Source organism: Streptomyces sp. NPDC029674 (assembly GCF_044903205.1).
Lineage (GTDB): Bacteria > Actinomycetota > Actinomycetes > Streptomycetales > Streptomycetaceae > Streptomyces.
This window is the reverse complement of sequence record NZ_JBJDPY010000028.1, coordinates 25992-49411: the sequence shown is the minus strand read 5'-3', so window position 1 is coordinate 49411 and position 23420 is coordinate 25992. Positions and strand designations below refer to the sequence as shown.

Genomic DNA, 23420 nt, shown 5'->3' with positions numbered 1-23420 from the left:
TGCGGCACGGGAACGGCCTGTGGGGCACTCTTGTGCGAACGCCCGTGAAGGTTTTGGGTGTGACGAGCAGCATCGGAAGGAAGGATCCCCGCATGCCTGAGGGAGACTGTACGAAGCACCGCACCGCGCGCCACACGAAGGCGCGCGACACGGTGTCGGAAGCCGAAGTGGAGGCGCTGGTCCGCGGCATCTGCTTCAAGACCGGGCCGCCCCGCACCACCGGCGTCGAGCTGGAATGGCTCGTCCACGAGCCGGGAGCGCCTCACCTGCCCGTGTCCGCCGCCCGCCGCGAAGCGGCCTACGCCGCACTGCGGGCCCTGCCCCTGCACTCGTCCGTCACCGTCGAACCCGGCGGTCAGCTGGAGCTCAGCTCGCTGCCCGCCGCATCGCTGACGGAGTGCATCTCGGCCATGCAGGCCGATCTCACCGTCGTACGCGACGTGTTACACACCCACCACCTCACGCTCAGCGGGGTCGGCGCCGACCCGTGGCGTCCGCCGACGCGCGTCCTGCGCGAGCCCCGTTACGACGCGCTCGAGTCCTGTCTCGACCGCGGGGGCCCGGCCGGCCGCCGCATGATGTGCTCGACGGCGTCCGTGCAGATCTGTCTCGACGCCGGCCACGAGGAGCCGGGCCCGCTCGGCTACGCGCGGCGCTGGCGCCTCGCGCACCTCCTTGGCCCCGTCCTGGTCGCCGCGTTCGCCAACTCGCCGCTGCAGGACGGCCGGCCCACCGGCTGGCGGTCGACCCGGCAGGCCGTGTGGGCGGGCATCGAGCCCGGCAGGTCCGCGGCCCCGCCACTCGACGTGGAGCCGCGCGAGGCCTGGACCCGGCACGCCCTGGACGCACCGGTCATGTGTGTGCGGAGAGAGCCGGGCGACGGCCCCTGGAGCGTGCCGGAGGGGCTGAGTTTCCGCGCGTGGGCCCGCACCGGCGCGCCGCGCAGACCCACCCGTGAGGATCTCGCCTACCACCTGACCACGCTGTTCCCGCCGGTCCGCCCGCGCGGCCACCTGGAGCTGCGGATGGTCGACGCGCAGCCCGGCGAGGACGGCTGGATCGTGCCGCTCGCCGTGACGAGCGCGCTGTTCGACGACCCGGAGGCGGCCGAGACCGCCTACCGCGCCGTCAAGCCGCTGGCCGAGCGGTCCGGGCCGCCGGGCTCGCCCGCCGCGCCGCACAGCCCGCTCTGGCTGGACGCGGCGCGCCACGGCCCGGCCGACCCCGAGCTGCGCGAGGCCGCCGTCGCCTGCTTCGCCGCCGCCGTCGACGCGCTGCCCCGGCTCGGGGTGCCCGCGTCCGTGCGGGACGCCGTGGCGACGTACGCCGCGCAGTACGTCGCGCGCGGCCGCTGCCCGGCCGACGACCTGCTGGACGCCCTGCGCGCCGGCCGTCGCCCCCTTGACACACCTGGGAAGGACTCCCGCCGATGACAGGCACCACCACCGACCCGGAAGCCCTCCGGGAGCGCGCGCTCGCCGCGCTCCTGGCCGCCCGGGACCGTACGACGCTCCTCACCAGCTGCGTGGAGGACACCGAACTCACCGCGCAGCACTCGCCGTTGATGTCGCCGCTGGTCTGGGACCTCGCGCACATAGGCAACCAGGAGGAGCAGTGGCTGCTGCGCGCGGTCGCCGGCCGTGACGCCATGCGGCCCGAGATCGACCCGCTCTACGACGCCTTCGAGCATCCCCGCGCCGAGCGGCCGAGACTTCCGCTGCTTGCACCCGCCGAGGCCCGCGGGTACGCGGCCGAGGTGCGGGGCCGCGCCCTTGACGTGCTGGAGAAGACGCCGTTCCACGGCACGCCGCTCACCGACGCGGGCTTCGCCTTCGGGATGATCGCGCAGCACGAGCAGCAGCACGACGAGACGATGCTGATCACCCATCAGCTGCGGTCGGGCCCGACCGCTCTCACCGCGCCCGCGCCGCCCGCCGGGGAGCCCTTCACCGGTCCCGACGAAGTCCTCGTGCCCGGTGGCCCGTTCACGATGGGCACCTCCACCGAGCCGTGGGCCCTCGACAACGAACGCCCGGCGCACCGCCGCCTCGTCCCGCCGTTCTACATCGACACGACTCCGGTGACGAACGCCGCCTACCAGCGGTTCATCGAGGACGGCGGCTACGAGAGGATGCGCTGGTGGGACCCGGCCGGCTGGGCGATGGTCCAGCGGCACGGGCTGCGGGCGCCGCTGTTCTGGCGGCGCGAGGGCGGCCAGTGGCTGCGGCGGCACTTCGGGACGGTCGAACCGGTCCCCGCCGACGAGCCGGTGCTGCACGTCAGCTGGTACGAGGCGGACGCCTACGCGCGCTGGGCGGGCCGGCGCCTGCCCAGCGAGGTGGAGTGGGAGAAGGCGGCCCGGCACGACCCGGTGGCCGACCGTTCGATGCGCTATCCGTGGGGCGACGCGGACCCCACGCCCGAGCGGGCCAACCTGGGGCAGCGGCATCTGCGGCCCGCCCCCGCCGGAAGCTATCCGGCGGGCGAATCGGCGTACGGCGTGCGCCAGCTGATCGGCGATGTGTGGGAGTGGACGGCCGGTGACTTCCTCCCCTACCCCGGCTTCGCCGCCTTCCCCTACCGCGAGTACTCGGACGTGTTCTTCGGCGGTGACTACAAGGTGCTGCGCGGCGGCGCCTTCTCCGTCGACGCGGTGGCCTGCCGCGGCACGTTCCGCAACTGGGACCATCCGGTGCGGCGGCAGATATTCGCCGGGTTCCGCACGGCGCGCGACGCCGGTCCCGCCGAGGCCTCGCCCGCCCCGGGTCCCGCCTGATGTGCCGTCACCTCGCTTACCTGGGCCCGCCGGAGCCGCTGGGAAGTGTCCTCGTGACGCCCGCGCACAGCCTGTTCCGGCAGTCGTGGACGCCCCGGATGCAGCGCTACGGAACCGTCAACGCCGACGGTTTCGGCGTGGGCTGGTACGCCGACGGGGACCCCGCGCCCGCCCGATACCGCCGCTCCGGGCCGATCTGGGGCGACGCGTCGTTCGCCGATCTGGCCCGCGTGGTGCGCTCCGTCGCGCTGCTCGGCGCGGTGCGCGACGCGACCCTGGCGGGCGCGGACGGGGAGGCCGCGGCGGCGCCGTTCGCCTCCGGGCCGTGGCTGTTCAGCCACAACGGCGCGGTCACCGGCTGGCCCCGCTCCCTCGCGCCGCTCACCGCGGCCCTGCCGCCCGAGGAGCTGCTCTCGATGGAGGCGCGCTGCGACTCCGCGCTGGTGTGGGCGCTCGTCCTGCACCGGCTGCGGCACGGCGACGAAGAGGGACAGGCCCTCGCCGACACCGTCCTGGACGTCGCCGAGGCCGCCCCCGGGTCGCGCCTCAACCTCCTGCTCACCAACGGCGACACGATCACCGCGACCGCCTGGGGCGACACGCTCTGGTACCTCGCGGAGCCCGGCCGCCGCACCGTCGTGGCCTCCGAGCCCTACGACGACGACCCGCACTGGCGCGAGGTGCCCGACCGCACCCTGCTCGCCGCCAGCCGCACCGACGTACTGCTGACCCCGCTCAAGGAGCCCCCTGCGTGAGCCCGTTCCTGCTGACCCGCACCCTGCCCGAGGACGCCACCGACGCCGCGCTGCGCGCCGACGTCCTGCACGGCCTCACCCGCACCCCGAAGACCCTGCCGCCCAAGTGGTTCTACGACGCGCGCGGCAGCGCCCTCTTCGAGGAGATCACCACCCTGCCCGAGTACTACCCCACCCGTGCCGAGCGCGAGATCCTCGTCGACCGCTCGGCACTGATCGCCGAGATCACCGGGGCACGCACGCTCATCGAGCTGGGCTCCGGCTCCTCGGAGAAGACCCGCCACCTGATCGACGCCCTCGCGGACCTGCACACCTACGTCCCCGTCGACGTCAGCGAGAGCGCGCTGACCGGCGCCGCGAACACCCTGCTCGCCCAGCGGCCCGCACTCGACGTGCACGCCCTGATCGCCGACTTCACCCGCGGCCTCGCACTGCCCGGCACACCCGGTCCGCGCCTGGTCGCGTTCCTCGGCGGCACGATCGGCAACCTGCTGCCCGCCGAACGCGCCGCGTTCCTGTCCTCGGTGCACGACCTCCTCGCCCCCGGCGACGCGCTGCTCCTCGGCACGGACCTCGTCAAGGACGAGTCGGTGCTCGTCTCGGCGTACGACGACGGGACGGGCGTGACGGCCGCGTTCAACAAGAACGTCCTGACGGTCATCAACCGTGAGCTGGCCGGCGACTTCGATCCGGACGCCTTCGAGCACGTCGCCGTCTGGGACCGCGAGCGCGAGTGGATCGAGATGCGGCTGCGCTCCACGGCCGACCAGACAGTGAAGATCCACGCGCTGGACCTGGCGGTCGACTTCGCCGCGGGCGAGGAGCTCCGCACGGAGATCTCGGCGAAGTTCCGCGCGGACGGCGTACGCACCGAACTCGCCGCCTCAGGGCTTGAACTGACGCACTGGTGGACGGACGAGAGGGCGCGGTTCGCACTGTCGCTGAGCACGGTGGCGTAGGGCCGTGCCGACGGGTGCCCGGCCCCGCCCCCCTGCGGCGGGGCCGGGCACCCGTCACAGGCCGCCGACGTCCAGCGTCTCGGTGATCCGGCGCGACGCCTCGCGCGCCTCGGTCGCCGGGTCGCCGCCCGTCAGGACCTTCGTCATGTAGCCCTTGATGGGGTTGTCCGCCTCGACGGCCGCCCAGCGCGGCGAGTTGGGCGTCGCCCGGCCGTTCGCGGCGCCGACGGCCATCGCCGCGACCCCCTCCTCACCGGTGACGGCGGGGGCCAGCTTCGCCTTGTTGGGCACGTAGTTCATGGTCCGCGCCAGCTCGGTCTGCCACTTCTTGCCCGCCAGCGCCTCGATCACCTCGACCGCGCCCTTGTGGTCGTCGCTGTGCTCGGGCACGACGAGGTCGGAGCCGCCGGTGAAGACCGCGCCGGGCTTGCCCGCCTTCTTGCCGGGGATCGGGAAGTAGCCGATCTTGCCCTTCAGTTCGGGGTTCTTCTCCTCGATGGCGCGGGCCGTGCCGGGCACCGCGACGAGCTGGGCGACGTCGCCGCCCGCGAAGACGCCGGCCTGCGACGGATGCTCCTCGTCGGCGTCGCGCGGGCCCTCGCCGAGCGCCTGCAGCCGCTGGTAGAACTCCATGCCGCGCAGCGCCGCGGGCGTGTGCAGGGCGCCGCGCCAGTCGCCGGACGACTCCTTGGTCTCCTTGGCGAGGTCGCCGCCCTCGTCCCAGATGAATCCTGCGAGGGTGTACCAGTCCTGTCCCGCGAGGTAGATGCCCTGGTTGCCACCGGCGTTGAGCTTCTCGGTGACCGTGATCCACTCCTCGCGGGTGCGGGGCGGCTTCGTGATGCCCGCCTGCGCGAACAGGTCCTCGTTGTAGATGACGACGCGGTTCGCGGCGTACCAGGGGATGCCGTACTGGGCGCCTCGGTAGCGGCCCGGCTCGGCGAGGCCGGGCAGCCAGTCGTCCATGCCGAGGTCGCGTGCGGACTCCAGGGTGAGGTCGTACAGGCCGCCCTCGTCGACGTACTGCGCCACCTGGGTGTTGCCGACCTCGATGACCTCGGGCCCCTCGGCGCCCTCCTCCTTCAGCGCCTTCTTCACCTTGGCGCCGATGCCGGTCCATTCCTGGACGCGGATGTCCAGGTCGATGCCGTCGTGCTCCTTCTCGAAGTCCTCCGTGAAGCGCTCCACGAACTCGGGCGACGCGCTGCCCCTCATCAGCCAGACCGTGACGGTCCTGCTGTCGTCACCACCGGGGAGCACGCCGCATCCGGCGAGCAGGACGGCGGAGGAGAGGGTGAGCGCCAGGGACACGGTGGCGCGGCGGTGCGGGTTCACGTGGGTCACTTTCTGCCTGCGGACAGGGAAGGTCAGCCCGACGCGGGGGGATGAGCACGTGGCTGTGCGGCTCCGTGGCTGCATGGCTGCGTGGCTCGAACGGGTTACTGGCTGGAGTTTGGTCCGTACCAATGCGCCGGTCAAGGGGCAGAGGTCATCTTGCGTGCCGTTTTGCGGTCATCGTGTTTGCCGTCTCGCGCTACTGGGCGGGTTGGGGCACGGTGGAGTGACGGTACTGCACGGAGTCGTACGACACCGGTCGTACGACTGCACCCCCGACGGCCCGGAGGAAATACCTCATGTCGAACCACACCTACCGTGTCACCGAGATCGTCGGCACGTCCCACGAGGGCGTCGACCAGGCGATCCGCAACGGGGTCGCGCGCGCCGCGCAGACGCTCCGGTCGCTGGACTGGTTCGAGGTCACGCAGGTGCGGGGCCACATCGAGGACGGGGAGATCCAGCACTATCAGGTGGGGCTGAAGGTGGGGTTCCGGCTGGAGGATGGCGACGAGGCGTAGGCGCTGCGCGGGGCGGGTGGGGGTGCGGTGTCCGGTGCGGGTGCGTTGTGGTTGCTCGCGCAGTTCCTCGCGCCCCTGGGCGTGGCTTCCCGTGCGTTGTTCGGTGCGGGCGCATCGTGGGTTTCGCGCAGTTCCCCGCGCCCCTGAGCGCGGCTTCCCGTGCGTCGTTTGCTGCGGGTGCGTTGTGGGTTTCGCGCAGTTCCCCGCGCCCCTGAGCGGGCCGTCCCGTGCGTCGTTTGCTGCGGGCGCGTCGTGGGTTTTGCGCAGTTCCCCGCGCCCCTGACCATGCCTTTCGGTGCATCGTTCGGTGCGGGTCTCTTGTGGTTGGTCGTGCCGTTTCCCGCGTCCCTGGTGGGGCGCCCCCCGGGTGTCCGTCAGGTGCGGCCGTCTCGTTCCTGGGCTTCTTTTAGGGGGGGTGGGGTTGTTGCCCAGGTGACTCTGTGGACGGGGTAGCCGGCTTGTTCTGCTGCTTCGCAGACCAGGTCGTCGTCGTCGACCAGGACGCGGATCTCGCGGGTGCGGGCGATGTCGTGGAGGACTTGCAGCTTGGTGTGGCGGGCGGGGCGGCGGTCGTTGTTGCGGCGCATCCAGATGCGGCCGGCCGGGAGGCCGTGGCGGGCCAGCCACTCCTCCGTGTCCGCGCGGCAGCGCTCGGGGCGCCCGGTGAGGTAGACGACCTCGCAGTCCCGCGCGCTCGCGAGGGCCAGTTCGACGCCGGGTGCAAGCGGGGGATCCTGCGGCGCCGCGGCGAAGAACGCGTCCCAGTCGCGGGGCTTGCGCTCCAGGTACCGCTGCCGGTGCCCGGTGTCCGCGAGGGTGCCGTCGAGGTCGAACACGGCCAGGGGTCTCTTGTCTTTCGTCACGTCGACAGCGTAGAAGACGATGTATGAAGAGATCTGCTTCCAAGGGCCGTGTGCGGGCGGGCATCGCGCTGAGCGCGGCCCTGGTGTCGACCGTGCTCTGCGCTCCGGCCGTGGCCGACGCGCGTGAACAGGGCTGTCCCGTCGTCTACTTCGATCTGGGCGAGACCCTTGTGCACACCTCCGAGGACGGTGGCGCCACCAGCTACCGGGCCGGTGCCGCCTCCTACCTGCGGGCTCTGCGCGAACGGCACATCCCGGTCGGCCTGATCACCAATGTGCCGTCCGCCTGGGGCGCGACCGACGCCGAGCGTGCCGCCAGGCTGAAGCGGGAGGTCGACGCCACGTGGCGGGGGTCCGTGCCCTTCGCGTGGAAGGACTTCGGCGACCGGATCCTCACCCCGCGCACCGAGGCGGAGCGCAAACCGGCCCCCGCCCTCTGGCAGCGGGCGAAGGCCGGCTCGGACGGCTGTCGGGTCGTCTACGAGGCGGAGACGGCCGAGGAGGTCAGAGCCGCTTCCGCGGTCGGCTTCGTGCCGTATCAGGTCGGGCGCCCGCACCGGCCCGTGTTTCTGCCTGTTGGGCTCGTGGAGCTTCTCGGGGCCCGGCACTCTCCCGCTTGACGAGCCCGCTGCGCAGGAGCAGTTGGAAGACGCCGAGCAGCACCGCCGTGGCCAGCGCGCTGTGCCACAGCAGGGCGTCCAGGCGCCCGGCGGCGAGGTACGCGCCCGCGGCGATCGCGGCCAGTGCGCACACCGCGCGGTCCACGATGCTCTCGACCGAGAGCAGCGTGGCGCGCGGGGCGTGCGCGGGCACCGCGTCGTTCACCAGCTTGCGCTGGACGGGGTACGCGAAGCCGGTCGCGGCGGCGAACAGGCACAGCAGCGCGACGACGGCCCACGGCCCGCCGAGCGTCATGGCCGCCAGGCTGCCCGCGAGGGCGAGGCTGAGGACCGAGACCCACGCGACCGGTGGGAGGCGGCGGCCCAGCCATTGCGGGCGGGCCGAGGCCACCGCCTCCGCCACCGTCATCGCCGCCATCACACCGCCGTGCGAGGCCTCCGCGATGCCGTGGTCGAGGAGGATCGGCTGGAAGAGGTTGACCTGGCAGATGCGGGACAGCGTGAAGATCGCCACGCCCTGCACCATCACCAGGGCCAGCCACCGCGAGGAGGCGACGATGCGGAGTGCGGTGCCCGCGTCCCGCAGGAACGCGCCTCTCCCGCCCTCCCTCTGCCCCGTGCCGCCGGTCGCCCCCGCCAGGCGCGGCAGTGCCACCGCGCAGGCGAGGGAGCCGGCCGCGCTGGCGGCGCTGAGCACGTACGGGGTCGGGTGCGCCACGGCCATCAGGGGCCCGACCAGCGGCCAGCACACGACCTTCGCCACCAGGCCGAGGGCCCGTGCGGTGCCCTCCGCCCTCAGGTAGTGCTCGTCGCACTTCTCGGCGCGCAGGCCGTCGTACAGGTAGGCGCTGGCCGCGCCCGAGGTGAGGGAACGGCCCGCGGCGATGGCCAGGAAGTGGACGAGGAAGCCGGTGTAGGAGGCGCTGAACACCGGGGCCAGGTTCGCCGCCGTCATGACGACCGCGCCGGCCCGCAGACAGTTGCGGGTGCCGATCCGGTCGGCGATCAGGCCGGTCGGGATCTCGAACAGGCAGAAGGCCACGTAGTAGATGCTCTGGATGCCGAAGATCTGGCCGTCCGAGAGCCCGGCCTCCTTCTGGTAGGCGTAGAAGACGGGCATCCACCACAGCAGGTTGAACAGCAGCTGGAAGCCGTAGTTGAGGCGGATGATCCGGCGGGCGGTGCCGGTGAGGCCGGCGGCTGCCGCCTTTCCAGGGGCCGCATTCCCCCAGGCCGCCCTCACAGTGCGTAGGGGCGGATCTGGACCAGCCGGAAGTCGCCCCGGTCGGTCATCAGCCACTCGATGTCCAGCGGCCTGTCCACGTCGGACCCGCTGAAGTGGGACTGCAGGAGCCGCCCGGTCAGGGACAGGTCGGCGAGCCGGGCGCGGGTGGCGGCGGAGAGTCCGTCGCCCCAGGAGCCCAGGGCGACGGTCCGGCCGCCGCCCTCCACGGTGTTGTACAGGTACTGCTGCGGCAGGACCGAACCGTCGACCACCTGTTCCGGGGAGCCGGGGGAACAGTTGAGGTAGACGTTGCGGAAGTCCTCGCGGCGGGTCGGATTGCAGGTCACCAGGACGCCGCCGAGAGAGGCGGGCACGTACTCCTGGACGATGACGCCCATGTAGGTGTCGTCCAGGGAGATGCCGACCTGGTGGCGGAGGCGGACGCTGCGGGGCGAGAGCAGGGAGGCCCACACCTGGCGTACGGCGTCCAGGAGTTCGCCGGTGCCGTGGACGGTGGTGACGGAGTCGTAGACGCCCGCCGCGGAGAAGCCGGGGAGGTCCTCGGCGTTGGACGAGGAGCGCACCACCAGGCGGCCGCGCGAGCCGGCGGGGGCGGGGAGGAAGGCCTGGCTGATCCGGCGGGTGACCGACTCGGGGACGGGAGTGTTCCGGATCAGCTGCTGCAGTTGCAGGCAGAGCGAGTCCAGGACGTCGGTGGCGTCGAGTTCGAGAGCCATCTTGAGCTTGCCGATGCCCTGTTGGAGGGCGGGCGAGGAGGCGAGGAAGTGCTGCTGGAGGGCGAAGGGGAGCGCGACGCCGTTCGGGGCGCCGACCGTGCGGGACACGAACTCGGCCGCGGCGGAGCGGAGTTCGGCCTCGGAGTGGTCAGTCAGGCCGAGGCGGGCCGCGAGGTGCCCGTAGAGGTGCTCTCGTGGCGGGCGGGGACGCCCGTAGAAGGCGGTCAGGTCGGCCGTCCTACTGTCGAGCACGTGGTGCAGCTCGCCGAGGTTGGCTGCCTTGGTGCCGTACCGGTCGCGGTCGGCGCTGCGCAGCCGGTGCAGGGCCAGTACGGGAACGTCCGCGAGCAGGGGCGGTTCCAGGCGGATGCGCTGCTGGTGCCAGGCCGGGGCGCGCAGGGCGGGTTCGTGGTCGAGGCGTTCGAGGGATATCTCGTCCTCGCGGACCCGGTAGCGGACCCACGCGCCGTCCAGGCCGTCCTTCTCGACGAGCTGTTCCAGGTCGCGCACGATCGCGTTGGGGATGCCCCAGCCGGAGGCGAGGACGTTGGTGTGGGAGAGCGGGGTGATCGGCGCGGTGTTGAGGAAGCCGGCCACCCTCGGCACGTCGTCCGGCAGGCACGGCATGGCCACGATGTCCGCCCAGCCGAGCCCGGCCTCGGCCGCCGCGTACTCCTCGTGGGTGCGGAAGAACCGCAGCCGCCCGGTGGCCTCGCCGGGGTTGAGGGGTGTCCGGGCCCGGGTGCCGAAGAGCTCGTGGCTGAGGATGCGCGGCACGCGCAGTTCGCTGATCGCCGCCAGCTCCTCCTCCTGCCCGTGGTTGGCGGGCTTGAGGAGCAGCGGCAGCCTGCCGTCGACCCGGGTGCGCACGAACTCGTAGAAGAACTGGAGGAGTTCGCCGTGCATGGTGTCGGCCTCGGTCGTCTCCAGGACGAGGAAGGTGCGTTCGCGGCCGTCGGCCTCCTCGTCGGTGTGCAGGGAGAGCACGCCGAGCAGGAAGCGGCGTCCGGGGTCCATGTAGACGGAGGCGTTGAAGGCGTCGAGGTCCGCGTCGAGCGCGGTGAGGTCCATGCCGAGGACGCGGGTGGCGATGTAGTCGACGTGGAAGGGGTGTGCGGCGGTGTCGAGCAGGTGCCAGGTGTTCTCGGTGCGGTCGACGACGACTTTGAGGTACGGGTGGCCCGCCAGGACTCCGGAGAGGGTGCGGAAGAGGGGCAGGGAGAGGTTCTCGCCGACGACCGTGCGGTCCGTGGCCGGGCGGGCGGCGCCGGTGAGCAGTTGGGTGGTCATGCCGTGACCTCCTCGGGCCGTATGAGGGAGGGCTGGGCGGCGGGCAGGATCCGGGGCAGGGCGGCCACCAGGGTCTCGAAGTCGCGGAGCACGGTCCGCGCGTCGGTGGCGGAGAGCAGGCACAGGGCCGCCATGGTGTTGGCGCCCGCGGCCGGGTCGTACACCGGCACGAGGTGGCCGTCGGGTAGTGAACTCTCCGCGACCACCGACAGGTTGCTGCCCCGGCTGAGGGGTGTGTCCGCCGTGACGGTGGGGAAGTCCCAGACCCTGCGGTCCGGCCAGGCCCGGCCGCTGCCGTCCACCGCGAGGACGACGAGGGAGCCCGCCGCGCCGCGCGCCTGCGCGGGGGTGAGGGCCTGATCGGGCCAGTCGACCGGGCGCCCGAGGAGGTGGTCGACGAGCATGCCGACGAGGTCGAGTCCGAAGACTTCCTCGATCTGCGGGACGGTCATCGCGCCGCCGAACCGGGCGGCCGTCTCGATGAGCCACATGTCGCCGCCGGCACCGAGTTTGATCTCGGTGTGGGTGCCGCAGTCGCGCAGGCCGAGGGCGTCGACCGCGCGCCGGGCCAGGTCCACGACCCGGTCCTGCGCGTCCTGGTCGAGCAGGGCGGGGGTGATGCTGGCGCGTTCGGTGAACGGCTCGACCGTGGGCATCCGGCCGCTGAGGCAGACCGGGTGGAAGGTTCCGTCCGCGACGACGCCCTCGACGCTGACGTAGTCGCCCCAGCCGGGCTCGTCGAACCAGTCCGCCGCGGTGCCGGTGACGATCTGCTCGACCACGTAGTGCGCGTCGGCCTCGGCGACGTGCAGCTCCGCGTAGCCCAGCTGCGCCGACTCGGCCATCACGTCGCGGGAGCGGGCCCAGGCGGCCGGCGCCTCGTGCGGGGAGCGGATGATCTGGTGCGCGGTGGATCCGGCGCTCCAGGCCGCCTTGAGCAGCAGCGGCCCCGGCAGGGTGCGGGCCGCCGCGTGCAGGTCCGCCTCGGTGCCGACGGGCCGGAACTCGGGCTGTGGCAGGCCATGTTGGCGCCAGGTGTGGCGCATCAGCCGTTTGTCGCGGGCGAGCGCGGCGGCGCCGCCCGCCCCCGCGAGGCCGAGCGCCTCGCACGCCTCGGCGACGGCCACCACCGCGTACTCGGAGAAGGTCAGCACGGCGTCCGCGCCGACGGCCTCGGCCCGCGAGGCGATCAGGGTGACGAGGTCGGGGTGGTGCGCGTCGGCGGGCGTCACGACCGAGGCGCACAGTCTGTGGGCGGAGCCTGCCACGGCGGGAGGAAGAGCGCTGAGCGCCAGCAGGTGCACTTCCGCCTTCGCGGCCGTCCGGGAGAGGACGTGACCGAGGGGCGGACCACCCTTGGCATGCACTAACAGCACCTTGCTCACTGAAGTTCGTCTCCATTCGTGTCGGTTGCCACGGATCGCCGTATCCGTGCGCGTTGCGGGACAAGGGCGTGGGAATCACCCGGTCCACGTGGCGGGGCGTGTTCACCCGCTCACTCAAGGGGACCAAACCCCAGACGCCCGTGACGCCTCGATGGGCGCCCACGACTCAGGCAAATGCCTGAGTGACCGGGCGTCGGTCAGTCGGATACGGATGGAGACCGCTGTGGATGATTCGAGCCTCGAGGCACCGACCCCGAGCGAGAGCCGGGCCCACAGCTTCGCGGACCTGGTCGACCTCGCCCCGGCCGCCGCTTTCATACGGGACAGCGACGGGCGCTACCTGTGGGCCAACCACGCCTACGCGCACCTGTACGGCACCGTCCCGGAGGACGTCATCGGCAAGTACATCGAGGACCTGGACGCGCCCGCCGAGGCCGGCCGGTTCCGCGCCCTCGACCAGGAGGTCCTCAGCCGGGGCGCACCGGTGCGCCACACCCTCGGCTACCGGCGCCAGGACGGCAGCGCGGGCCGGGCGGTGGGGCACCGCTTCCCCGTCCGGGAGAACGCGCGGACCTGCGTCGCCGGGATCTACGTGGACGTCACGGACCAGCTGCGCGTCACGGTGCAGTGGCAGGAGGCGGAGGAGAACCTGCAAGCCCTGCGCGACCACAGCGGTCTCCCCTGCGCGCTGCTCTCGGCGAACGGGCGCGTGGTCGAGGCGAGCGCCGCGGCCGCCGAACTGTTCCGGCTTGCCCTGCACGACCTGGTCGGCCGTCGCGCGCACACCCTGCTCGCCCCGGAGCCCGATCTCGATCTGCTGCGCCGCCGCTGGAACGGCCTGATAGCCCGCCGCACCAGACGGGTGGAGACCACGGCGGTGCTCGTGGACTCCCGGGGGTTGCAGCGCCGCGCGCAGCTCCATCTGACGACGATCGGCCACTCCGCCGCGCGGGCCCGGTACGTCTGGGCCGTCGTGACCCACCAGAGCCTCGCCCACGAGGCCCATCCGTCGCTGACGGCCGCGCAGATCCGCATCCTCTCCCTGCTGGCGGAGGGCAGCAGCAACGGCGACATCGCGACCTCGCTGAAGCTGTCCCGGCAGACGGTCGACTACCACCTCAGCCGGCTGCGGCACCTCCTCGGCGCGGCGACGCGCCCGGCCCTCGTCGCCCGCGCCTACGTCCTCGGCATCCTCGCCCCGCGCGCCTGGCCGCCGCGCTCGGCGACGGGGCTCTAGAGCGTGTGCCCAAGGTCAGCGGATGTTGACGTCGATGCACGCGTAGAAGGCGTTCGACGTGTCGCCGATGTTCCATACCGCGAGGACCTTGTGCCTGCCGGTGAAGTTGCCGAGGTTGACCTGGTGCGAGACGGTCGCCGGCGGCTGCTGGTTGCCGCCGTCGATGGTGGCGACCTTGGTGCCGTCGACGAAGTACTCGTAGTTCGCGGTGCGGTGCCGGGCGGTGAACGTCCAGGTGAAGGTCTGTGTCCTGCTGACGTCGCTGACCTTCCAGCCCTTGCTGTCGTTGTCCAGCTCGGCGAACCGGGCGTTGCCGCCGCTGCAGCTGCGCAGGCCCTTGGGGCCCTCGACGCTCTGCGGTTCGTACTTGATGTCGCCGCAGGGCACCGTGCGTGCGGCGCACTGCGCCTGGCGGCTCGCGGGGGCGTTGACGTAGCCGTGCGCACTGGCCGAACCGGTCGGCAAGGTGAGGGCGAGGACGGGCGCCAGGCAGGCGCCGATCACCGCGGCTGTCTTCCGCTTCTTGTCCATGCGTACTCCTTCACGTGCGGTGCTTCATGGGGGGGTGCGGCGTGAAGTGCTCTCGGGACGCGGGGGTTCGCGGCTGCCGATTAGTCCAGACCATAGACTTTGGCCAGACGCGGTCAAGGTTGGATTCCGGCCACGCCGCCAGGTGAAGGGGTCTCGTGTGGAAGCAGTCCGGTTCTCCGTCCTCGACCGTTCGCGGACCCGTGAGGGGCACGACGGTCCCGAGGCGCTGCGCGACACCGTGCGCCTCGCCCAGGACCTGGAAGCTCTCGGTTACTACAGGTTCTGGGTCTCCGAACACCACGGAGTGCCCGGTGTCGCGGGGTCGGCGCCCACGGTCCTCGCGGCCGCCGTCGCCGCGGCCACCCGCACCATCCGGGTCGGCACGGGCGGCGTGATGCTGCCGAACCATCAGCCGCTCGTCGTCGCCGAGCAGTTCGGCGTGCTCGAATCGCTCTTCCCCGGCCGGATCGACATGGGAGTCGGCCGGTCGGTCGGCTTCACCGACGGGGTGCGCAGGGCGCTGGGGCGCGACAAGCACGACGCCGAGGACTTCGCGGGCCGGCTCGCGGAACTGCTCGACTGGTTCCGCGGCACGTCGGGCACGGGGGTGCGGGCCCGCCCCGCCGAGGGCCTGACCGTCCCGCCGTACGTCCTGGCGATCGGCGAGGGCGCGGCCATCGCCGCCGAGGCGGGCCTGCCGCTGGTCATCGGGGACCTGCGGGGCCGCGAGAAGATGCTGCGCGGCGTCGAGCGGTACCGCGCCGGGTTCCGGCCCTCGCCGTGGCTGGCCGAGCCGTACGTCATGATCTCCGGCAACGTCGCGGTCGCGGAGAGCGAGGAGGCGGCCCGTCGGCTGCTGGTGCCGGAGGCCTGGTCGATGGCGTACTCCCGCACGCACGGCACGTTCCCGCCGCTGCCGCCGGCCGAGCGGGTGGAGTCCCTGACCATGACGGAGAAGGAACGCGGCTTCTACGAGTCGGGGCTGAGCGGCCAGGTGCACGGCACGGAGGAACAGGTCGCGGACGCGCTGGAGCAGGTGATCAAGGAGAGCGCCGCGCAGGAGGTGCTTGTGACGACCAGTACGTACGACCGCGTGGCCCTGCTCGACTCGTTCCGGCGGCTGGCGCGGGTGGCGGGCCTGACGCCGGCCGGCAACGCATAGGGGTCCGCGTCCCGGCTCTCGGGTCCCGCCCGCGTCGCGGTCCGGGATCGGCCCGGAGGCGGCGCGGACGGGCGCGGTGCCCCCGTGGCACGGGGGATGGTTCCAGCGGAAGCACCGCGGTCCCAGCGGCCCTCGCGGTCGCGCCGCGAGGGCTCTCGGGGCGAACTCAAGCGCTCACGTGGTCGCCAGTGCCTCCGTCGGGGGCAGCCGGGCCGCGCGTACGGCCGGGTAGAACCCCGCGAGGCCGCCGATGACCAGCGTGGCGCCGACGCCGCCCGCCATCGCCCAGACCGGCACGACGGACGGCCAGCCCTGGTAGGCGGAGTAGCCCCCGGTGACGGCGATGCCGAGCAGGACGCCGCCGAGGCCGCCGAGCGCGGACAGGAGCAGCGCCTCGGCCAGGAACTGGGTGCGGATCTGGCCCCGGGTGGCGCCGAGCGAGCGGCGCAGGCCGATCTCGGAGCGGCGTTCCAGGACGGAGATGACCATGGTGTTGGCGACTCCGACGCCGCCCACGAGCAGGGCCACTCCGCCGAGGCCGAGCAGCAGTCCGCTGAGGGTGTCGTCGGTGGCTTCCTTGGCGGCCAGCGCGTCCGAGGGGCGCGAGACGTTGGCCTCGTTGGGGCTCTCGGGGTTGGTGGTGGCGCCGAGCACGGCCTGTACGTCGTTGACGGCCGACTCCTCGGCCCGCGTGAAGATGGTGGTCGGGGAGCCGTCGAAGCCCAGCTCCCGCTCCGCCGCGGTCCAGCCCACGAGGGCCGACGAGTCGAGCGAGGGCACGAGTTCGTTGGGCGCGAGCAGGCCGACGACGGTGAACCAGCGGTCGCCGAGCCAGACCTTGACGTCCTCCCCCGCCCGGTGCACGCCGAGTTGCTCGGCGGCCTTCGGGCCGAGGACGACGGACGGGTAGCGGCTGTTGGCGGCGTTGAGCCAGCGGCCGTCGACGATCTCGGCGCCGACCGACTTCGGCAGGTCCGTCCTGGCCGCCGAGACGTTGAGGCCGCCGGTCTCCTCCTTGGGCGTGTGGTCGCTGCGGTAGACCTTGGCGTCGGTCTTGCCGAGGGCGGAGACCGACTCGACGTCGTCCATGTTGGCGATCATGTCGACCGATTCGACGGGCAGATGGGCCTCGCCGCCGCTGAAGTTCTGCCCGGGGGTGACGGTCAGGAGGTTGGTGCCCAGGGCCTGCAGCCTGCGGTTGAGGTCCTCGGTGGAGGAGGTGGAGATGCCGACGACGCCCACCATCGCGGCGATGCCGATGGCGATGCCGAGCGCCGAGAGGAAGACCCGCATGGGGCGGGAGCGCAGGCCGGAGCCGCCGACCCGCAGCACGTCGGCCGGGCTCATCCGGGCCGGCCGGGGCCGCCGCGCGGGTTCGGCGGCGGTGGCCCGCTCCAGCTCCTTGATCTCGGTCATCGCACGGCCTCCAGGGGCACGAGGGAGGAGGAGCTGCCGTGGGCGGCGCCCACCGAGTCGTGCTCGATACGGCCGTCCTTGAGGCGCACCTCGCGGGGCAGGTTCGCGGCGATGTCCCGGTCGTGGGTGATGACGACCACGGTCGTCCCGGCCTCGTGCAGCTCGTGGAGGAGCTCGATGACGACCGCTCCGGACCGCGAGTCCAGCGCGCCGGTCGGCTCGTCGGCGAGCAGCAGCGGCGGGTCGCCGAGCACCGCGCGGGCGATGGCCACGCGCTGCTTCTCGCCGCCGGACAGCTGGTGCGGCTCGTGGTAGAGCCGGTGGCCGAGGCCGACCCGGCGCAGCGCGCGCTCGGCGAGGCGGCGGCGCTCGCCGCGCGGCCTGCCGCTGTACAGCAGTCCGTCGGCCACGCTGTCCAGCGCCGGTACGCCGAACGCCAGGTGGAACTGCTGGAAGACGAAGCCGATGGTGTCGGCCCGCAGCGCGGACAGTTCGCGGTCGGTCAGGCCGGCCACGTCGTGTCCGTCGATGCGCACCTGCCCGGACGAGGGGCGGTCCAGAGTGCCCATGATGTTGAGCATCGTGGACTTGCCCGACCCCGAGGGGCCGACGATGGCGAGGAGTTCACCGCGCCGGATGACCAGGTCCGCGCCGCGCAGGGCGGCGACGTCCTCGTACGTCTTGGAGACCCCGGTCAGTTCGACCACCGGCCGGTCGGTCCCGCGGATTGGCAGGGTCACTTGGGGACCCCCACGACGGTGCCTTCCTTGATGCCCTCTCCGGACACCTCGACCTTGCTGTCGGCGAACATGCCGAGCTTGACCGGGCGGTACTCGGTGCCGTCGGCGGTGACGACCTCCACGGCGTACCCTCCGCCGCGCTGGGCCACCAGGGCGGCCACCGGGACGACGAGGACGTCCTTGCGGGACTCCGCCTTCAGCGTGACCTCGACGGCGGCGGCCTGGTAGCGGCCGAGGCCCTTCTGGTCCTTCACCGTCAGCTCGACGGGCAGCGTGGCCTTGTCGTCGGACTCGCCGGAACCGGCGTCGCCGGAGCCGCTCGCGGAATCGTCGCTCTGGGCGGTGGACGGCGTTCCGATGTCCGTCACCTCTGCCTCGACCGTGTTGTTGTCAGGGAGTTGGACGGTGGCCTTGGTGCCCTTCTCGACGAGGTCCTCGAACTGCACGTCGAGGTCGACGCTGACGATCCGCTCGGTGCCGGTCCAGGAGAGGACGCTGCCGCTCAGGGCGGCGCCCGGCGAGGCCTTCACGTCCGCGACGCGCCGGGCGCCGGAGGCGACCACGGCGTCCTTGGCCGACACGGTGCCGGTCTCCTCGCGGTTCAGGTCGTCCTGCCAGTCCCGCACGGCCTCGGCCGTGGCGGAGTCGTACGTCTCGTCGACGGTGAAGCCCTTGTGGCCGAGGGCGCGGAGGTTCTTCTCCAGCATCTCGACGTCGTCGCCCTCGCTGCCCGACTGCAACGTCCGGTAGAGGGGGAACGAGCCGTACAGGAGCGGGACGCGCTGCTGGTCGACTCGGTAGACGGTCTCGCCGCGCTCGACGACGGCGCCCTCCTCGGGCACCCAGGTGACGATGCCGTCGCCGGCACTGCCGCCGGAGGCGCCTTCCTGGCCGGACTGCCCCGACTGCCCGGACTGGTCACCCTGCGAGGACTGGCCGTCGCCCGTGCCGGACGGCGAGGCCGGGGCCTGCACGGTGGTCGCGTCGCCGTAGCCGAGGTTGCCGTCGACGCTCTCGGTGTCGGTCAGCGTCGTGCGCTCGACCTTCGCGGTGGCCGGCGGCCCCGCGGGCGCGGAGCCCGCCGAGTCGCCGCCGTCGCCGCCGATGGTGCCGGTGGCGGCGACGCCGGCCGCCGCGGTCACGGTGATCGCGGCGAGCACGACCAGCGAGGTACGCAGCGGGCGGCGCCTGCGGCCGGTGCCGGGGGCCGGCTCCCCCTCGTCCCCGTCCGCGACGGAGGCCGGTTCGTCGCTGGAGACGGTCTCCAGTTCGGAGGCGGTGTCCGGCGCTTCGGTCGTGTCGAGCGCGGCGCCGCCGGCCCGTTCCGTCGACACCTCGCCGGCGCCGTGGCGTTCCAGCGCGCCGGACGGCTCGCCGGGCGCGGGCGGTGCTTCGGTCTCGTCGCGGCTGGTCACTGGGGGACGCCTCCCCCTTGACCGTTGTTCATCATCATGCCGCCGCCGGGGTACTTGCTCTGGCAGGCGCCCATGGCCTTGGTGAACTCCGGGCCGCCCGGGGTGATGCCGGTGCCGTTGATGTCGATCTTCATGTTGCTGCCCTCGATCTCCGGGTCGGGGAACTTGGGCAGTCCCTTCTCGCGCAGGCACTTGGCCCAGGCCGAGACCTTCTTCGAGTCGAGGGCGGCGCCCCCTCCCCCGCCGCCGAGGCCCTGCGGGGCCTTGTCCCGGCAGGCCTCCTCGGCCTTTTTGTACGACTCCGAGTTCAGGTCGACCCCGTCTCCGGGGGTGAGCCTGACGCCGCCCGTGTCCTGCTGCGGATCGGGGTAGTCGGCCGCCCCGTTCTCGCGCATGCACTTGGAGTACGCGAGGCCCTGGTCGAACGGGCTGGTCGGGGAGGCGGACGAATCCTTCTCCGAGGAGGCGGCGGTGGAGTCGCCGCCCGAGCATCCCGTGAGGAAGGCTCCGGTGGCGAGGACGGATGCGGTGACGAGAGCGGGGGCGATGGCTCGCTTGCGTGCGAATGCTCGCTTCTGTGTGGTGAACATGGACCCAACTTCTACGCGGCGGGCGGTCACACGGCGGACACAGAGCGGGGCGTCCGCACAGTGCCGTCATGGGTGGCGGACCCCGCGCCGGGGCAGGCCGGCACGGCCGCACGCCGAGGGCGCGCGGCCGTGCCTGTTTCCGCAGGTCAGGTCTCCGTCCGCGCCGGACTCCCGCGTACCGGAGCGCCGTGCGACGCCGCGCGCCTGCGTTCCTCCTCCTTCGTGCAGTCCACCCGTTTCATGGCCGCCTTGAGCAGCGGCGGCGCCATGACGGAGGTGACCACCGCGACCAGCACGATGATCGTGTACGTCCTGGTGTCGAGGATGCCGAGGCGCAGGCCGACCATCGCGACGATCACCTCGATGACGCCGCGCGCGTTCATGCCGGCGCCCAGCGCGAGCGCCTCCCAGCGGCTCAGCCTGCTGAGCCGGGCCCCGATGTAGGCGCCCGCGAACTTTCCGAGGATCGCGATGGCGAGGACTGTCAAGGCGGCCGCGAGCACGGGCGGGTGGCGCAGTGCCCGCAGGTCGATGCGGAGGCCCGCGGTCGCGAAGAAGACGGGGGCGAGGACGGCGAGGACGACCATGCGCAGCGATGCCGTGCGGGTCCGGTCGAACTCCCCGCTGGAGCCGATGAGCATGCCGCAGAGGTACGCCCCGAAGACCGCTTCGAGACCCAGCGCCTGGGTGCCGGCCGCCGCGAGCAGGATCATCGCGGCGGCCGCGGAGACCGTCCGCTCGTCGGATCCGTTGCACAGCCGCAGGGCTCTGCGGACGAGCGGGCGGCCGGCCAGCAGCGCGATCAGGAGGACCAGCAGGAGCGAGCCGATGGCCTCGGCGAACACTCCGGCGGTCAGTCCGCCGACGGTCATCGCGGAGACCACGGAGAGCAGCAGCCAGCCGAAGGTGTCGTCGATCATCCCGGCGGCCAGGGTCAGCTGGCCCACGTCGCGGTGGATGAGGTCCATGTCCATGAGCGTCTTGGCGATGACGGGGATGGCGCTGACGCACATCGCCACGCCCAGGAAGAGCGCGAACATCTGCCGGTCGGACGCGCCGATGCCGAGCATCCGCGCCAGCGGGTAGCCGAGGCCCACCCCGAGGGCGAGCGGCACGAGGAGTCCGGCGAGGCTGACGCGCAGCGCCGTGCCGCCGCGGCGCCGGATCATCCGCAGGTCCATCTCGATGCCGGTGAGGCCGACGAGGAGGAGCACCGCGAGCTGGCCGACCGCGTCGAGGAGGTGGACCTGGCCCGGATCCGACGGCAGGAGCCAGCCGGCGGCGCCCGGCGCCACCCAGCCGAAGAGGGAGGGTCCGAGGACGACGCCCGCGCCCAGCTCCCCCACGATCGCGGGGAGCCCGCAGCGGGCCGCCAGCCTGCCGAGCATGATGGCGGCCAGCAGCAGCACGCCGACCTGCAGCAGGAAGATCAGCAGGGAGTGCGCCGCGATCGGCGGTACGGGGGCGGCGGCGAGCACTGTGTCGGCGCTCGCGGGGATCACGGCGCTGTGCACCCCGTTCACCTCCCACGTTCGGACCCGGCGCCCCGTTCACCGGCCACGGCCGGTACCCCCGGGGAGAGTTCGCTGTACCGGCGGAAGCCGTAGAGCAGGGCGCTCGTGTGGCGGAAGCGCTCGACGGACCGCACCGCCCCGACGACGATCACATGGTCGCCGGAGGGGTGGGTGCGCTCGACGGTGCACTCCGCGACGGCGTGCGCGGCCTCGATCAGGGCGGGGCTGCGCGTGCGTCCGGCCGGCCGCCAGGCGACGCGCTCGAACCGGTCGGGCGCGCCCGAGGCGAAGAGCGCGGCGACCCAGTCGGCCTCGCCGTGCAGCAGGTTGACGGCGAACGCGCCGCTGGCGAGGACCGCGCCCAGTGTCGGGCTGCCGCTGCGCAGGCACGTCAGGAGCCTCGGCGGGTTCACGCTGAGGCTGCACAGCGACGAGCACGTCATCCCCCGGGGCTCCGCGCTGTCGTCCCGGGCCGTCACGACCGACACACCGGTCGGGAACGACGCCATCATGTCGCGGAACTCTGTGTCCATGTGCCTCGCTCACACCCCGTCGCGCATGCGTTTGAAGTACTCGTTCTGCGTCGGCAGGGTGCGCACCAGCGACCGCGCCTTGTCCTTGATCGCCTGGAACTCGGCGAGTGCCTCCTTCTCGTCGACCAGGTCGAGGGCGGGTGACGCCTTGACGGGGATGCCGCCGGTGCCGAGCAGGATGCAGTTGTAGGAGTAGGGCGGCAGACCGTGGTAGCGGGGGTAGACCGTGCCGATGTCGGGGACCTTGCTCTCCCACAGTTCGAGGCGCTCGGCCAGCGCGTCGGGCACGGCCCGGGTCTTGGTGTCCCGCCAGTACTGGTTGTCGGCCCGCTTCGCGCCGCGGTAGTGCAGGACGAGGAACTCGCGTACGCCGTCCATGACATGGGTCAGCGCGCTGTTGTACTGCTCGCGGAGCGAACGGTCCCAGTCGGCGGCCGGGTAGTACTTGACCAGCTGCTCGATCGCGTAGTGGATGAAGAAGATCCCGGTCGACTCCAGGGGTTCGACGAAGCCGCTGGACAGGCCGATGGCCACGCAGTTGTTGACCCAGGAGCGGCGGCTGCGGCCGATCCGCATCCGGATGTGGTTGGCGGGCACGTCGGCCGCGGCGGGGCCGACGAACTCGCGCAGCGTGCGCTCGGCCTCCTCGGGCTCGATGTAGTCGCGCGCGTAGACGTATCCGGTGCCGATCCGGCTGATCAGCGGAATGGTCCAGATCCACCCCGCGTCCTGGGCGGTGGCCGTCGTGCAGGGGCGGATCGGGTCCTTGTCCATGTCCATGGGGACCTGGAGGGCGACCGCGCTGTCGTTGGGCAGGGTGTCCTGGTAGGGCACGAACGGTTCCTCGAGCGCCTTGTTCAGGAGCAGCCCGCGGAAGCCCGTGCAGTCGACGAAGAGGTCACCTTCGAGCAGGCCGTGCTCGGCGGTCCGTACGTGGGTGAGCCAGCCGCGCTCGTCCTGGCCGACGTCCACGACGTTGTCGACGATGTGCCGCACCCCGCGCTGTGTGGCGTACTTGGTGAGGTACTTGGCCAGCAGGTGCGCCTCGAAGTGGTAGGCGTACGGGAACTGGGCGCCCTGGTACTCGGCGATCGTGTTCGGCGGCGCCTCGCCCTCGACGAAGTCCTGTTCCAGGAGGCGGTTGTCGAGGTAGCGGGGGCTGCGGTCGGCGTCGATCACCGAGGCCATCACGAAGCAGTCCACGTCGAACCGGTCGGTGGTGGGGTGGCGCAGCCACCAGTCGGTGAGCGGGAAGCCCTTGACCGACCTGAGCTGCTCGAAGGGGTGGTAGAAGTGGTGCCCCGGCTCGCGCCAGTTCTCGAAGCGGACCGCGAGTTTGTACGTGGCGTTGCAGGCGGGCATCCAGTCCCGCTCGGCCAGGCCCAGGAACTCGAAGAAGTGCCTGATGTCGCTGAACGTGGCCTCGCCGACGCCGATGGTGCCGACGTCCGCCGACTCCACCAGCGTGATCTTCACCCGGTCGCCGAAGGCCGCCGTCAGGTACGCGGCGGTCATCCAGCCCGCCGTGCCCCCGCCGACGATGACGACGTCGCGTACGGGATCCTGCGTCATTTCCCCACCCCACTCTGTGATTGAGCTCCCTGACCGCTCAGCGTGATCGCGCCGGCCGGACACCTCGCGGCCGCGCCGCGTACCGCGGCGGCCGCACCCGGTGCGGGCCGTGCCGCTTTGAGCAGCACCTTCCCGTCGTCCTCCGACTGGTCGAACACAGCGGGTACGTAGCTCATGCACAGGCCGGAACCCGCGCACCTGCCGCGATCGACGCGCACCTCCATCTCTCGTCCCCCCTCTCGCC

General features: G+C 72.4%; 22 protein-coding genes. 8 read left to right on the top strand and 14 right to left on the bottom strand.

Going from position 1 to position 23420, the window contains the following annotated elements:
- Nucleotides 1–92 precede the first annotated feature (92 nt).
- Genes egtA through egtD form a run of 4 tightly spaced genes read left to right on the top strand, consistent with a single transcriptional unit; the run spans nucleotide 93 to nucleotide 4490 of the window.
- A complete protein-coding gene (gene egtA / locus ACI2L3_RS37775) occupies nucleotides 93–1433 on the top strand; it encodes an ergothioneine biosynthesis glutamate--cysteine ligase EgtA (protein ID WP_404756986.1) in 1341 nt (446 codons plus the stop codon).
- Complete coding sequence (gene egtB / locus ACI2L3_RS37770) at nucleotides 1430–2776, top strand: ergothioneine biosynthesis protein EgtB (RefSeq protein ID WP_404756985.1); 1347 nt, start codon at nucleotides 1430–1432, stop codon at nucleotides 2774–2776. The genes egtA and egtB overlap by 4 nt, the downstream gene beginning before the upstream one ends.
- The gene (gene egtC, locus ACI2L3_RS37765; RefSeq protein ID WP_404756984.1) at nucleotides 2776–3531 is read left to right on the top strand and encodes an ergothioneine biosynthesis protein EgtC; all 756 of its coding nucleotides are present in this window, start codon (nucleotides 2776–2778) and stop codon (nucleotides 3529–3531) included. The genes egtB and egtC overlap by 1 nt, the downstream gene beginning before the upstream one ends.
- Nucleotides 3528–4490, top strand: coding sequence for an L-histidine N(alpha)-methyltransferase (gene egtD / locus ACI2L3_RS37760; RefSeq protein ID WP_404756983.1), 963 nt, complete (start codon nucleotides 3528–3530; stop codon nucleotides 4488–4490). The genes egtC and egtD overlap by 4 nt, the downstream gene beginning before the upstream one ends.
- 54 nt (nucleotides 4491–4544) lie before the next feature.
- Here the strand turns inward: egtD and ACI2L3_RS37755 are convergent, their stop codons facing one another.
- Nucleotides 4545–5825 carry an extracellular solute-binding protein gene (locus tag ACI2L3_RS37755; RefSeq protein WP_404756982.1) on the bottom strand — a complete coding sequence of 427 codons (1281 nt, stop codon included), beginning with the start codon at nucleotides 5823–5825 and terminating at the stop codon, nucleotides 4545–4547.
- A 299-nt stretch (nucleotides 5826–6124) separates the two neighbouring features.
- Here ACI2L3_RS37755 and ACI2L3_RS37750 point away from each other — a divergent pair, with 299 nt between their 5' ends.
- Nucleotides 6125–6346 carry a dodecin gene (locus ACI2L3_RS37750; protein WP_362998956.1) on the top strand — a complete coding sequence of 74 codons (222 nt, stop codon included), beginning with the start codon at nucleotides 6125–6127 and terminating at the stop codon, nucleotides 6344–6346.
- Between the two features lie 374 nt (nucleotides 6347–6720).
- On the opposite strand, the gene ACI2L3_RS37745 is transcribed toward ACI2L3_RS37750, so the two are convergent.
- On the bottom strand, nucleotides 6721–7209 hold the full coding sequence (locus ACI2L3_RS37745) for an HAD family acid phosphatase (RefSeq protein WP_404756981.1): 489 nt from the start codon (nucleotides 7207–7209) through the stop codon (nucleotides 6721–6723).
- 23 nt (nucleotides 7210–7232) lie between these two features.
- On the opposite strand from ACI2L3_RS37745, the gene ACI2L3_RS37740 reads away from it, so the two are divergent.
- Nucleotides 7233–7829 (top strand): hypothetical protein, encoded by a 597-nt coding sequence (locus ACI2L3_RS37740; RefSeq protein ID WP_404756980.1) that lies wholly within the window; start codon nucleotides 7233–7235, stop codon nucleotides 7827–7829.
- Here ACI2L3_RS37740 and ACI2L3_RS37735 read toward each other — a convergent pair.
- The 3 genes from ACI2L3_RS37735 to ACI2L3_RS37725 are packed head-to-tail and all read right to left on the bottom strand — an operon-like array spanning nucleotide 7714 to nucleotide 12466.
- The gene (locus ACI2L3_RS37735; RefSeq protein WP_404756979.1) at nucleotides 7714–9072 is read right to left on the bottom strand and encodes an MFS transporter; all 1359 of its coding nucleotides are present in this window, start codon (nucleotides 9070–9072) and stop codon (nucleotides 7714–7716) included. The two genes, ACI2L3_RS37740 and ACI2L3_RS37735, sit on opposite strands and share 116 nt — an antisense overlap.
- Nucleotides 9069–11081 carry a PEP/pyruvate-binding domain-containing protein gene (locus ACI2L3_RS37730; protein ID WP_404756978.1) on the bottom strand — a complete coding sequence of 671 codons (2013 nt, stop codon included), beginning with the start codon at nucleotides 11079–11081 and terminating at the stop codon, nucleotides 9069–9071. Before ACI2L3_RS37730 ends, ACI2L3_RS37735 begins: the two co-directional genes overlap by 4 nt.
- Nucleotides 11078–12466 (bottom strand): acetyl-CoA carboxylase biotin carboxylase subunit family protein, encoded by a 1389-nt coding sequence (locus tag ACI2L3_RS37725; protein WP_404756977.1) that lies wholly within the window; start codon nucleotides 12464–12466, stop codon nucleotides 11078–11080. The genes ACI2L3_RS37730 and ACI2L3_RS37725 overlap by 4 nt, the downstream gene beginning before the upstream one ends.
- Before the next feature lie 223 nt (nucleotides 12467–12689).
- Here ACI2L3_RS37725 and ACI2L3_RS37720 point away from each other — a divergent pair, with 223 nt between their 5' ends.
- Nucleotides 12690–13703 (top strand): PAS domain-containing protein, encoded by a 1014-nt coding sequence (locus ACI2L3_RS37720; protein ID WP_404756976.1) that lies wholly within the window; start codon nucleotides 12690–12692, stop codon nucleotides 13701–13703.
- 15 nt (nucleotides 13704–13718) lie between these two features.
- Here ACI2L3_RS37720 and ACI2L3_RS37715 read toward each other — a convergent pair whose 3' ends face one another.
- Entirely contained in the window at nucleotides 13719–14234 is a 516-nt protein-coding gene (locus ACI2L3_RS37715; RefSeq protein ID WP_404756975.1) for a lytic polysaccharide monooxygenase auxiliary activity family 9 protein, read from the bottom strand.
- 157 nt (nucleotides 14235–14391) lie between these two features.
- Between ACI2L3_RS37715 and ACI2L3_RS37710 the strand changes: the two genes are divergently transcribed.
- Complete coding sequence (locus tag ACI2L3_RS37710) at nucleotides 14392–15396, top strand: MsnO8 family LLM class oxidoreductase (RefSeq protein WP_404756974.1); 1005 nt, start codon at nucleotides 14392–14394, stop codon at nucleotides 15394–15396.
- A gap of 174 nt (nucleotides 15397–15570) precedes the next feature.
- Here ACI2L3_RS37710 and ACI2L3_RS37705 read toward each other — a convergent pair whose 3' ends face one another.
- From ACI2L3_RS37705 to ACI2L3_RS37670, 8 genes are all read right to left on the bottom strand, one after another.
- The gene (locus ACI2L3_RS37705; RefSeq protein WP_404756973.1) at nucleotides 15571–16812 is read right to left on the bottom strand and encodes an ABC transporter permease; all 1242 of its coding nucleotides are present in this window, start codon (nucleotides 16810–16812) and stop codon (nucleotides 15571–15573) included.
- Nucleotides 16809–17552 carry an ABC transporter ATP-binding protein gene (locus ACI2L3_RS37700; RefSeq protein ID WP_404756972.1) on the bottom strand — a complete coding sequence of 248 codons (744 nt, stop codon included), beginning with the start codon at nucleotides 17550–17552 and terminating at the stop codon, nucleotides 16809–16811. Before ACI2L3_RS37700 ends, ACI2L3_RS37705 begins: the two co-directional genes overlap by 4 nt.
- A complete protein-coding gene (locus ACI2L3_RS37695; protein WP_404756971.1) occupies nucleotides 17549–18967 on the bottom strand; it encodes a peptidoglycan-binding protein in 1419 nt (472 codons plus the stop codon). Before ACI2L3_RS37695 ends, ACI2L3_RS37700 begins: the two co-directional genes overlap by 4 nt.
- On the bottom strand, nucleotides 18964–19557 hold the full coding sequence (locus ACI2L3_RS37690; RefSeq protein WP_404756970.1) for a hypothetical protein: 594 nt from the start codon (nucleotides 19555–19557) through the stop codon (nucleotides 18964–18966). The genes ACI2L3_RS37695 and ACI2L3_RS37690 overlap by 4 nt, the downstream gene beginning before the upstream one ends.
- 146 nt (nucleotides 19558–19703) lie before the next feature.
- A complete protein-coding gene (locus ACI2L3_RS37685) occupies nucleotides 19704–21071 on the bottom strand; it encodes a cation:proton antiporter (protein ID WP_404756969.1) in 1368 nt (455 codons plus the stop codon).
- Between the two features lie 5 nt (nucleotides 21072–21076).
- Nucleotides 21077–21604, bottom strand: coding sequence for a flavin reductase family protein (locus ACI2L3_RS37680; protein WP_404756968.1), 528 nt, complete (start codon nucleotides 21602–21604; stop codon nucleotides 21077–21079).
- 9 nt (nucleotides 21605–21613) lie between these two features.
- Nucleotides 21614–23176: a tryptophan halogenase family protein gene (locus ACI2L3_RS37675; protein WP_404756967.1), complete on the bottom strand. Its 1563-nt coding sequence runs from the start codon at nucleotides 23174–23176 to the stop codon at nucleotides 21614–21616.
- On the bottom strand, nucleotides 23173–23400 hold the full coding sequence (locus ACI2L3_RS37670; protein WP_404756966.1) for a ferredoxin: 228 nt from the start codon (nucleotides 23398–23400) through the stop codon (nucleotides 23173–23175). The genes ACI2L3_RS37675 and ACI2L3_RS37670 overlap by 4 nt, the downstream gene beginning before the upstream one ends.
- Between the last annotated feature and the right edge of the window lie 20 nt (nucleotides 23401–23420).